The sequence below is a fragment of the Paenibacillus xylanexedens genome (genome assembly GCF_017874615.1).
In the GTDB taxonomy this organism is placed as follows: domain Bacteria; phylum Bacillota; class Bacilli; order Paenibacillales; family Paenibacillaceae; genus Paenibacillus; species Paenibacillus xylanexedens.
The window spans coordinates 139,904-152,096 of record NZ_JAGIKV010000001.1; the positions used below are offsets into that span (position 1 = coordinate 139,904).

The 12,193-nt window shown below is 47.1% G+C and carries 10 protein-coding genes and 1 other RNA gene; 1 reads left to right on the forward strand and 10 read right to left on the reverse strand.

Annotation, left to right across the window (positions count from 1 at the left end; translation table 11 throughout):
• Positions 1-73: 73 nt before the first annotated feature.
• Positions 74-1,303 (forward strand): aminotransferase-like domain-containing protein, encoded by a 1,230-nt coding sequence (locus J2Z28_RS00700; RefSeq protein WP_211080802.1) that lies wholly within the window; start codon positions 74-76, stop codon positions 1,301-1,303.
• A 258-nt stretch (positions 1,304-1,561) separates the two neighbouring features.
• Here J2Z28_RS00700 and rnpB read toward each other — a convergent pair.
• From rnpB to J2Z28_RS00750, 10 genes are all read right to left on the reverse strand, one after another.
• Positions 1,562-1,971, reverse strand: an RNA gene (gene rnpB, locus J2Z28_RS00705) — RNase P RNA component class A.
• Positions 1,972-2,053: 82 nt separating this feature from the next.
• The gene (locus J2Z28_RS00710; protein ID WP_211080803.1) at positions 2,054-3,169 is read right to left on the reverse strand and encodes a Nif3-like dinuclear metal center hexameric protein; all 1,116 of its coding nucleotides are present in this window, start codon (positions 3,167-3,169) and stop codon (positions 2,054-2,056) included.
• Positions 3,145-3,903 (reverse strand): tRNA (adenine(22)-N(1))-methyltransferase, encoded by a 759-nt coding sequence (locus J2Z28_RS00715; RefSeq protein ID WP_133385556.1) that lies wholly within the window; start codon positions 3,901-3,903, stop codon positions 3,145-3,147. Before J2Z28_RS00715 ends, J2Z28_RS00710 begins: the two co-directional genes overlap by 25 nt.
• A 184-nt stretch (positions 3,904-4,087) precedes the next feature.
• Positions 4,088-5,227, reverse strand: coding sequence for an RNA polymerase sigma factor RpoD (gene rpoD / locus J2Z28_RS00720; protein WP_017687256.1), 1,140 nt, complete (start codon positions 5,225-5,227; stop codon positions 4,088-4,090).
• Positions 5,228-5,270: 43 nt separating this feature from the next.
• Positions 5,271-7,091 (reverse strand): DNA primase, encoded by a 1,821-nt coding sequence (dnaG, locus tag J2Z28_RS00725; protein ID WP_211080804.1) that lies wholly within the window; start codon positions 7,089-7,091, stop codon positions 5,271-5,273.
• Positions 7,092-7,138: 47 nt separating this feature from the next.
• Positions 7,139-7,606 (reverse strand): YaiI/YqxD family protein, encoded by a 468-nt coding sequence (locus J2Z28_RS00730; RefSeq protein WP_017687254.1) that lies wholly within the window; start codon positions 7,604-7,606, stop codon positions 7,139-7,141.
• Positions 7,607-7,835: 229 nt separating this feature from the next.
• On the reverse strand, positions 7,836-9,911 hold the full coding sequence (gene glyS / locus J2Z28_RS00735; protein ID WP_211080805.1) for a glycine--tRNA ligase subunit beta: 2,076 nt from the start codon (positions 9,909-9,911) through the stop codon (positions 7,836-7,838).
• Positions 9,904-10,791 (reverse strand): glycine--tRNA ligase subunit alpha, encoded by an 888-nt coding sequence (gene glyQ, locus J2Z28_RS00740; RefSeq protein WP_017687252.1) that lies wholly within the window; start codon positions 10,789-10,791, stop codon positions 9,904-9,906. Before glyQ ends, glyS begins: the two co-directional genes overlap by 8 nt.
• A 410-nt stretch (positions 10,792-11,201) precedes the next feature.
• Entirely contained in the window at positions 11,202-11,954 is a 753-nt protein-coding gene (gene recO, locus J2Z28_RS00745) for a DNA repair protein RecO (protein WP_211080806.1), read from the reverse strand.
• Between the two features lie 33 nt (positions 11,955-11,987).
• A complete protein-coding gene (locus J2Z28_RS00750) occupies positions 11,988-12,128 on the reverse strand; it encodes a YqzL family protein (protein WP_074095877.1) in 141 nt (46 codons plus the stop codon).
• Positions 12,129-12,193: the final 65 nt, after the last annotated feature.

The following is a 12,193-nucleotide window of genomic DNA, read 5'->3' on the forward strand; positions in this document are numbered from 1 at the left end:
CTGTTATAGTGTAGTCCGTCTATTATAGTTTATAATATCAGTATAACAGTGAATAACAGGAGATGAGAATAACATGAGTATCCCTTGGTCCAAAATGGCACAAAACACCCCGTCCTCTGTCGTTCGCGACATGCTCCAGGCCGCTCAGGCACCTGGAATGATCTCACTAGCCGGTGGATTACCAGCCCAGGCTTCATTCCCGCTGGAAGCCATCCGCGTTGCATATGAAAAAGTATTTATGAGCGGAGCAGCCGCTCTTCAATATGCGGAGACTGAGGGTTACCGTCCTCTTCGCGCCAAAATCGCCGAACGTCTTGAATCCAAGGGCATTCCCGCTTCACCCGATCACATGCTTCTCACTACGGGTTCACAGCAATCCATTGACTTGGTTTGCCGCATCCTTCTCGACCCGGGTGACCGCGTATTGGTTGAATCACCAACCTACCTCGCAGCTCTGCAAGTCATTCATTCCTATCAGGCTGAATCTCACGGCGTAGCCTGTGATGATCACGGTATGTTGCCTGAATCTCTTGAGGAACAGCTCCAGTTGCATCGTCCAAAACTTGTCTATATTAACCCCACGTTCTCCAATCCTACGGGAAAAGTATGGTCGCGAGAAAGAAGACAGCAGGCTGTGGATCTTTGCCGCAAGTATGGTGTACTCATTCTGGAAGATGATCCCTATGGTGAAATTCGGTTCAATCCGGAGCAATTGGATGTCCCTGCTCTCGCAGAACTGGATGCAGTATCCTATGACGGCCCTTCCAACGTTATCTACACCAGTACATTCTCCAAAACGGTAGCACCTGGCCTTCGTACTGGCTGGATACTGGCTGCTCCCGATATTGTCAAAATGGCAGCACGAGCCAAACAAGGTGCTGACTTGCACTCCAGCAGCATTGACCAAAGAGCGCTTCATGCACTGCTTGAATCTTTCGATCTGGATGCGCATATCCGTCATATTTCAGAGGATTACGAACAACGCATGAAAACACTGACTACTCTTATGGCAGCCAAAGCTTGGGAAGGCATCTCGTGGAATTCACCACAAGGTGGCATGTTCTTGTGGCTGCAACTGCCTGAAGGCATGCTTGCAAGCAATCTGTTCACTTACGGTATCCAGGAGAAAGTGTGCATTGTCCCGGGTGATTCCTTCTATGCAGGTACACCAGAGTTAAACCGCATGCGAATCAACTTTACTCATACGGACCCTGAGCTTCTTCCGGAAGCTGTGGAAAGAATGGATCGCGCTATCCAACGCTGGCATGCTTCCTTAACATCGGACAGTGTTGTTACACTGTAATGAACTGTCATAAACGTTTGACTATTCCATTAGCGTATGAAGGTTAATAACTTGATATTGAGTAACAAAAATAAGGCGGCAGGCCCGAGAACCTCGGAACTGCCGCCTTATTTTTATAGAACCTGTTATCAACAGGAGTTATGTTTTTTAGATATTCATGGGTCCTTCTGATCAGTCAGGCCATCGGATGATTCATACGAGTTGTCCTCGACTGATAGGTGGACTACATTGTGTTTGCAATAGTGTTGTTGTTGCAGTTAGGAAAGCTTACCGTAAGCCGGGTTCTGTGCTCTTCGTGGTTCATACGGGAACTACCCTCCCACCAGAAGCGACAATCATCTATCTAGGCCATACATTGCTGCACAACTCAAGCGACCAACCTAGACACACCTCGGGCTAAGGTTGCCTCCTCCAAAGAGGCGGCTGTGTCCCATTAGGTCTTGCTCCAGATGGGGTTTACCAGGAACGAAGTCACCAGCGTTCCTCGGGGTCTCTTACACCTCGGTTCCATCCTTGCCTGTACCGGAAAATCCGGCCATCGGCGGTCCATTTCTGTGGCACTATCCTTCAACTCGCGCTGACTGGACGTTATCCAGCATCCTGCCCTGTGGAGCCCGGACTTTCCTCTCGTGGCAACAAAGGCCACCAGCGATTGTCTGTCAAGCTTTCCGAACAACATTACATAGTATACAGGCATTTAGGTTCCCAGACAAGCTTAATATTACTGGGAGCTGCACATCAACGGTCTTTTTAGATAAACTGGAATACTTCCGTATTTACCTCTGAAGCTGTAACTTGCGTATCATATCGTTTTTCTTCCAAACGGGAACGAAGCCAATCCGCTGTTTTTGGTTTCATAATCTTCTCGGAATTATGTCCCGGGTCGATGATACACATACCAGCCATTAACGCATCATGAGCCGTGTGGTAATCGATATCTCCAGTCACAATAACATCCGCACCTTTGAAGCGGGCAGTGAGCGCGTAACGGCTGCCAGAGCCGCCAAGAACCGCTGCTTTTTTGATCTGCTTGTTCAGATCTCCTACGACACGCACATGAGGCACATTGAATTGGGTCTTCACGACCTCCACCAGCTCACCTAATGTCTTAGGATCCCTAAGGGGTCCCAAGCGTCCCAAACCGAGCGTACGGCCCTTTAAATCCATTGCATAGAGGTCGTAGGCCACTTCCTCATACGGATGAGCCTTAAGCATCGCCTGAATGACCTTACTGCGCAGACTTTGGGGTACGATGGTCTCAATCCGCATTTCTTCCACACGCTCCATCTGCCCTTGGGTACCGATAAACGGTTGAGTCCCTTCACCAGGTACAAATGTTCCTGTACCTTCCGTGTTAAAGCTACACTTGTTGTATTGACCGATACTCCCCGCTCCGGCTTCCAGAATGGCCTGAAGAACCTGTTCATGATGGGTACGAGGCACAAAGACAGCCAGCTTGTACAGATGATCTGTGTGTACATCTTCCAGCGATTCTTTACTCTCGATACCGAGTGCCTCGGCCATCCAGTCATTCATACCACCCTCGGCCACATCCAGGTTCGTATGACTGATATAGACAGCGATATCATGTTTAATCAGCTTTTCATACAATTTACCCATAGGTGTATCTGTACTCAGTGATTTAACTGGACGGAAAATGATAGCGTGATGAGCGATAATCAGGTTGGCACCAATACGAATCGCTTCGTCCACCACTTCATCCGTCACATCCAAAGCAACTAACACGTGACTGATTTCTTTTTGCAAACTGCCGAGCTGCAGACCAATGCGGTCATCCGGTACAGCCAGATGTTTGGGAGCGAGTTGCTCCATCAGTTGAATTACAGTTTGACCTTTGGCAAACATGCCAAAACCTCCTTCAAGTTTGCGATAAGACGCTCTACCTCAGCCGCCTTGTCCCGGGAAGAATCCTGATCGGATTTGGAGATGGAGTTTACAACCCCTTGCAGTTTGATGATCTCACTTTCCCATTTGGCAAAAAATACATCCGTCGGTCGATCCACCAAATAAGGTCCCATCCGCAGCAGCAAATCTTCCGTTAATTCTGCCCCGCCTTGAAGCGGACGTGCACGATACACCTCTACATTGGCAATCGGGCTTACAGATTGTGGCATCGCCGTTATAATCTCATAGATCTTGCCATCTTCTTCGAGCAACTGTTCTGCTACAACCACCCAGTGATGCTCCAGCAACCAGCGTCTGAGGATATCCTCACCCACATTTGGCTGCAAAATAAGTAACTGGACTCCTTCCAGTTTGGATAAACCTCGGTCCAAAATAGAGGCAATCAAGGCACCACCCATGCCTGCAATGGTGATGACATCCACTTCTCCTGCAGAGATTACATCCAATCCGTCTCCACGGCGTACCGTTATTTTTTCTTTCAGGCCAGCATCGCTGACTTGTTTGCATGCAGCATCATAAGGGCCAGGATTGACTTCCCCGGCTACTGCACTTGCAGCTTTCCCACTGCGGATAGCGGCTACTGGCAGCAACGCGTGGTCTGAACCGATATCAGCCATGCGGCTGCCATCGGGAATTTGATCATGTATTCGCTGTAATCGATTCGAAAGTTTCATGAAGCACCTACACCATTCATTTAATTTATTGATTTGCATTGAACAAGGAAAAGCGATAAAATAAAATCCAATAAAACATTTCAAGGATGAATTTCCAAAACCAAGAAATCAAGACGTTTAAATTAAAAATAAAGGAGACCCCGCCGCCGCTAAAGCGTCTTGCGGAAAGTCTCCCATAGTTCGATTATTCGAGGAAATCCTTGAGTCGTTTACTACGACTCGGGTGACGCAACTTACGAAGAGCCTTGGCTTCGATCTGACGAATACGCTCACGCGTAACACCAAATACCTTGCCGACTTCCTCCAGCGTTCTCGTCCGTCCATCGTCCAGACCAAAACGTAGACGAAGCACGTTCTCTTCACGTTCAGTCAATGTATCCAATACATCTTCGAGCTGTTCTTTCAGCAACTCATACGCAGCAGCATCCGCCGGAGCAAGTGCTTCCTGATCCTCAATGAAGTCACCCAGATGGGAGTCATCTTCCTCACCAATCGGTGTTTCCAGAGAAACCGGTTCCTGAGCAATCTTCGTAATTTCACGAACTTTCTCCACACTCAGATCCATCTCAGCAGCGATTTCTTCTGGTGTCGGTTCACGCCCAAGTTCCTGCAACAGCTGACGGGATACCCGGATCAGCTTATTAATCGTCTCCACCATGTGCACAGGGATACGAATTGTACGCGCTTGGTCAGCAATAGCACGAGTGATCGCTTGGCGAATCCACCATGTGGCATACGTACTGAACTTGTATCCTTTTTTGTGGTCGAACTTCTCAACCGCTTTGATCAGACCCATATTACCTTCCTGAATCAAATCAAGGAACAACATTCCACGTCCAACGTAACGCTTGGCGATACTGACTACGAGTCGAAGGTTTGCTTCAGCCAGACGACGCTTGGCTTCTTCATCACCGTTCTCAATCCGTTTAGCCAGTTGTACTTCATCATCTGCCGACAACAATGGCACACGACCAATTTCCTTGAGATACATACGGACAGGGTCATTGATTTTAATACCTGGCGGCAAGCTCAGATCATCATCAAAGTGGAATTCGTCCTCTCCCTCTCTGGTGTTGTTCTCGGAATCTTCACTAGGACGAAGTGTAACCTCTTCATTATTTTCATTTACCACATCGATACCCAGATCGCTCAGTTGCTCATAGAACTCATCCATTTGCTCTGCATCCTGCTCAAAAGGAGAGAGTTTTTCTATAATTTCCTTGTAATTCAGCGAAGCTCTTTTCTTACCTGATTCAATCAATTGATCTTTAACCTGATCCAGTGTCAATTCTGTTTCTAGTTCAGTATGCTGATCATTCGCCATAATTCGACTCCCTCCTCCCTAGAAACATCTAATCATCAGACGTTCACTGTCTCTCTAGGGCAATCATTTCAATTGCAATCTGTGCCGCGCGTACAGAATCACCTGCCCGCTCTGCAGCAATCATTTCTTCTTTTTTCAAATCGTACTCTTTCTTACGCGGATGCTTCAGCACTTCCCTGATGCAATCATCGAGCATTTGAATACTCCATTCACCTGGACCATCCATCATCGAGATTGAACTGACCGTTTTTTCCAGGCGATCATCATGCAGTGAAGACATAAAACGGCTTGTATCCGACGGTTTGCCTTGCGCATAGTAGGCATATAGATAAGCAGCAATAGCTGCATGATCATCCAAGTTAAAAGCTTCACCAAGATGCTCATTCACGTACTGGGCAGCCTCATCATCCTGCAACATCCAGGCAATCAGTTTGCGTTCGGCAGCGTGGTAAGCCGGCAACAGATTGGGTGTAGGCACCTGCCTATTTTGTTGCCTACCATTATTCCACCTTTTCGGGTTATTATCCCCAAACTGGAGGTTATTTTTCATCGCCTCCCGTTCTTCATTACACTCCTGCTTCAATGTTTCGAAGGATACGTCCACTTCTGCAGCCAGTTCACGAAGATACACTTCCCGCTCTGTTGGAGAAGGTAAGGGGGCAATCAACTTTACTGCTTCTTTCGAATAGGCGATTTGTCCGCCACCCTCTAGCAGTATATGGCTTTTTTTTAAGTTTATAAGTTTAAATTTTGTAGTTGTCACAGCACCGTCCACAATCTGGTTTCGGAACCGTTCACCACCATGCTTCCGGATAAAATCATCCGGGTCAAGTCCCTCGGGAATGAGAGCCACTTTGACCTGCAATCCGGCTTCCTCAAGAATAGGGAAGTTTTTGAGTGCAGCAGCCTGTCCTGCTCTGTCGCCGTCATAACATATGATGACTTCGTCGCACATCCCTTTGAGCATCAGTGCCTGATTCTCGGTTAACGCCGTACCCATTGCCGCTACACCGTTCTGAATATCCTGATCCCATGCGGAGATGACATCACCATATCCTTCGAACAAAATGGCTTGCCGTTGTTTGCGAATTGCATTTTTGGCATGATGCAGATTATAGAGAACACGGCTTTTGTTAAATAACCGGGTTTCCGGTGAATTTAGATACTTCGGTTGCCCGTCTCCCAATATGCGTCCTGCAAATGCAATCGGCTTACCGCTTCTGCCATTAATCGGGAACATAATTCGGTCTCGGAATCGGTCCACATACCCTTGACCTTCATTTCGAGGTGACAGAAGCCCGCCCTTTTCCATCTCTTCGAGCGGATAGTTGCGTTTCTCGAGAAATTGTACCAGGGTGTCCCAACGATTTGGTGCAAACCCAATCTGGAACTGGTCGATCAACTTATCGCCAAAACCTCGTGAGCGTAAATACTCCATGGCTGTTTTGCCGTGCTCTGTATTTTTCAACAAAAAATGATACAGCTTCGCGGTAAGCTCATAAGCCTCCAACAGACGTTCTGTCTCCGGATTCACATGAGCAGATTCACGCCCTTGCCAGTCCCCCATAGAGATGTGACTTTCTTCCGCCATCGTCTTGACAGCCTCGGGAAAGGATAACCCTTCGATTTCCATCCTGAATTTGATGCCATTTCCACCCGTGCCGCAACCGTAGCAGTAGAAAATTTGTTTCTCAGGTGTAACGGTGAACGAAGGCGTCTTCTCGGAATGAAAAGGACAGAGGCCTTTCATATACTTCCCCTGTTTGGTCAGATGCACAAATCGGCTCACCGTATCGACAATATCATTCTGCTGTAACACCGATTCAATAATACTTTCGGGTATACCGCCTTGTCCGGTACTCATCTCTGGCCACCTTCATCTCTTCAACACGTAAATATAATTCGATAAACTTACACATTCTCCTGCAAATCTTTTAAAAGTTTTGTCAGTTTATGTTGAAACATTTCTCGATCCTGCTCTGTGAAAGGCTTTGGGCCTTTCCCGTAATGGCCTCTTTTTCGTGCTTTGGCCGCAGTATGACGAGAATCCAACATGAAATCAATGTCACGATCGTTGAACTCACGACCACGAAAGGACAAAACATAACAACGTTTGCCAAGCGCAAGTGCCGCAAGTCCATAGTCCTGAGTGATAACCACATCATATGGCTTAATATGATTAGCAATATACAGGTCTGCGCTCTGATCACTGCGATCCACTTGCACGGTTCGTACCCCTTCTCCTCCTTGAAGCAAATGATCAAATGAAGAGACTAACAATACGGGGATGTTGAAAAGGCGAGCGGTTTGCGCAATCTCGGTTTTAACCGGGCAAGCATCACCATCCACAACAATGTGGCGTATATTTAACTCACTCAAACCCAGACCACCCGGTTTCATAAAATAGCTGCATATTGTTATATACGACCCCGGCCAGGCAAAATCCTTCTGCCGGAACGAGGGAAATCAAAGGCTAAAATACGGAGCGGTTGTCAAAAATACATTTCACAACCCGTTCCGTATATTTATACCCTCATATATCCTTCTTTAATACTGAATTTTAGCTTTGCGTAAAGTCTGTTGAAAAGGACTCATGAAATACGCCCAATTACCAAACCAACTTGGAAAAATCAGCAAATCCTTTCAAGTCACGATCAATCGCCGCGAGCAAGGCAAGTCGATTCGCCCGAACAGCTTCATCTTCGGCCATAACCATGACCGAATCGAAGAATGAGGTAATACCATCCTTCCAGGCAGATGCAATAGCCAGTGCTTCAGCAGCATGATGCTGCGTCAACGCCTGACGATATTCTGCATTCGTTTTGCTCCATGCCTCGTGTAGCTGACGCTCTCCATCTTCTGTGAACAGTTCTGGATGTACGGAAGCATTGGATGCTTTGGCAGCCAGATTACCCACACGGTTGAACGATTCAACCGTTGTTTTGAATGCGTCTCCTGTCAGAACAGCCGCCATCAACGCCTCACCTTTTGGCACCACAGCGCTGATATCATCGAATCCGGAAGAAATTACGGCATCCACTACGTCGTAGCGAACTGTTTCGGACAACAATTTTTTCACACGAAGCCCGAAGAAGTCTTGCAGATCTTTACGAACCTCTTCATCTGCACGTTTCAACAGGTTCATCTGGGCATGCACTTGAAGTGCTACTCCGAATACGTCTGACAATGTCAGCGGAAGCTTGTGATCCAGCAAAATCTGTACAATACCTGCAGCCTGACGGCGCAGCGCATACGGATCTTGAGAACCTGTTGGAATGATGTTGATGGAGAAGCAACCCACGATTGTATCCATTTTGTCCGCAGCACTCACAATGGCACCAACAAGAGAAGCAGGGGATTGATCTCCAGCGAAACGTGGCTGATAGTGTTCAAATACCGCTTTGGCCACTTCTTCTTTTTCACCAGCTTTACGAGCATAATCCTCACCCATCACACCTTGCAGTTCCGGGAATTCTCCCACCATCAGTGTCACCAGATCGAATTTGCAGATATCTGCTGAGCGGCTAACGGATTCAGCAACATCACCGGATACTTGCAGTTTGGCAGCAAGCCCATCGGCAATCTTGCGAATACGACGTACTTTATCTCCAACTGTTCCCAACTCTTCCTGGAAGACGATACTTTCCAGCTTCGACAATGCATCCTTAATCTGTAGCTTCTGGTCTTCCTCATAGAAGAACTTGGCATCAGACAGACGTGCACGCAGAACTTTTTCATTCCCTCTGGCAATAACGTCCAGTGAATCACTTCCGCCGTTACGTACCGTCACGAAGAATGGCAACAATTGTCCTTCATTGTCCAGTACAGGGAAATAACGCTGATGCTCACGCATGGAAGTAATCAATACTTCTTGTGGAATATTCAAGAATGAGGAGTCAAATGTCCCGAACAATACGGTAGGTGTTTCCACCAGGAACAAAACTTCCTCCAGCAAGTCTTCCTTAATCGCAATATCCCATTTTTTCTCCGCAGCCAGTGCCTGAATCTGGGATACAATCATCTGTTCACGTTCCTGGATATCAGCAATGACATGTTCGGAACGCAACACTTCCACGTATGAAGACGGAGTGGAGATCACGGCCTCCTTACCGAGGAACCGATGTCCACGAGTTACATTACCCGACTTAATACTTGTCACTTCCAGATCGATAACCTCACTGCCGAGCATAGCTACAATCCAGCGGATTGGACGTACAAATTTGAAATCATAGGAAGCCCAACGCATGAATTTCGGGAACGCCATGGCATGTAATACAGAAAGTAATCCTTCGCCAACTACAGAAGCTGTTTCCACACCTTTGCTGCTCTTCGTTGCATAGATATATTCGACACCGTTCAATTCTTTGAACGTGAATTGGTCTGGTTCAACACCTTGACTGCCAGCGAATCCGAGTGCAGCTTTGCTCCAATTGCCACTGTCGTCCAGGGCAATTTTGCGTGAAGGACCTTTCACTTCTTCCTCGATATCTTCCTGCTTTTCAGCCACATTCTGAATCAAAACAGCCAGACGGCGCGGTGTAGCATATGCATTCACTTCACCATAAGCAATGCGGGATGCGTCAAGCCATTTCACGACACGCTCTTGCAGCTGTGCGATTGCTGCGCGCATAAAGCGTGCAGGTACTTCTTCCAGCCCGATTTCGAACAACAGATCCTTAGACATGCTCGGCTCCCCCTTTCTTGATCAGCGGGAAGCCCAGCTTCTCACGCTCTTCCATATATGTTGCAGCGACTTGGCGAGCCAGATTACGAACACGTGTGATGTAACCCGTACGTTCCGTTACACTGATAGCTCCACGTGCATCCAACAGGTTGAACGTGTGGGAACATTTCAGCACATAGTCATATGCCGGGAATACCAGATGCTGCGCCATGGCCTTGTTTGCTTCTTCTTCATGCATGTTGAAGAGTGTAAACAGCATTTTGACATCAGATACTTCAAACGTATATTTAGAGTGTTCGAATTCCGGCTGACGGAATACATCACCATAAGTGATACCTTCCACCCATTCCAGATCAAACACATTCTCTTTATCTTGAATGTAAGAAGCCAAACGCTCCATACCATACGTAATTTCAACAGCTACCGGATTTGTCTCGATTCCACCAACCTGTTGGAAATACGTAAATTGTGTAATTTCCATTCCGTCCAACCATACTTCCCAACCAAGACCTGCACAACCAAGGGAAGGGTTCTCCCAGTTATCTTCAACAAACCGAATATCATGTTTGAGCGGATCAATGCCCAGACGCTTTAGACTTTCCAGGTAAATTTCCTGAATATTGTCCGGTGAAGGCTTGATGATTACCTGGAACTGATGATGCTGGTACAGCCGGTTAGGGTTCTCGCCATAACGTCCGTCCGAAGGACGACGAGAAGGCTCCACATAGGCCACTTTCCAAGGCTCGGGTCCAAGCGAGCGTAAAAAGGTCATCGGGTTCATCGTACCTGCCCCTTTTTCCGTATCGTATGGCTGGACAATAATACAGTTATGCTCGGCCCAGAATTGTTGCAGCGTTAGAATCATCTGCTGAAAATTCATAATCATGCTCCTTTTCAATGGTTTGTTAGCAAGCTTAGGACGGTGAAGACAACAATAAATAGCCCCCGTCCTACGCCTGTTGTACAGACGTAGGGACGAGAGCTATTCCCGCGGTTCCACCCTACTTGGCTTAGATCAAACAAGATGATCCTGTTCGTTCCAGCCCACTTTTCCGTGTCCATTCATGCTCCCGAGTGCCGTTTCAAAAACCGATTCAGCCAGGCTCCCACCATCCCCGGCTCGCTCATTCATGATTCCCAAGTGTTATACAACGACTTGTCTCCATAAATGTAATAAATCCAGTCTTTTACTTTCTCGTTCAATGCATGTCTCATAAAGAGAAATTATATTTCATAATATATAAAATCTAGTATGAAGTCAAGATATAGTTTCACTTCCACCAAAACGCCTCAAATCCCGTACTTCTCCATCTGATCGAGGAAAGAACGGGATTTAAGATTCAGACCGAGCTGATGATCCATAAAAGCACGCATCAACTTTTTGATCTCATCACGGGTAGATTCACTCACTGATATATTCCCCAAGCGCTGCAGATCCAACTGTGCGAACAAACGCAACAACTTCAGAGCCTTTGGACTAACTGACATCGCTGGAGGATCAAAATGTTTGCACGCTCGACACAAGACGCCACCTAGTCTGGGACTTATAAACAACTGCTCATCTGGTCGCTCCTGGTTGCAGGAGATGCACTCATCGAACTGTGGACCATATCCGGATGCCTGTAATATTTTCATTTCGTACAGACTTGTAATAACAACCGGATCTTTCTCATCCTTCAACGCCTGCAAACACGCCTTTAACTGTTTGAACCAAAAAGTACCTGTCTCTTCATCCTGAAGCACGCGATCCAATAGTTCACACGCATAAGAGGCATAGGAGGCCTTGACCAGATCTTCACGCAATTCATGATAGGATTCAACGATTTCTCCAGCATTCAGTGTACCTAGACCCGTATTGCGAAAATAAACATATTGACCAAACGTAAACGGCTGCACCAGTGCAGCATGTCGGCTCTTGGGCTTTTTGGCACCGCGGACGAGTACCCCTACTTTCCCGCCGCTTTCGGTGCAAAGTGTAATGATTTTGTTCCCTTCGCCGTAGTCCATGCTGCGGATGACAATGCCTTCCACCCTGTATAGCATGCCTCGTCACCTAACCATTCCCGAATCAGCCAGTTATCCTTCGGCTTCTTCATCTTCAATCACTTCCCTTGCATTATCCGACTCCTGTCCTAACGAGTTACACGCCTCGGTATATAACAAATAGGACTCCACGTCCCCCGTCATCGCAAAAACCTTCCACGAAAAATCTCGCATCGGAATTTCATCCTCTCTTCGGAAATGACGTCTGCATCTACCAAATAGGATGGAGTCTTGCAAGG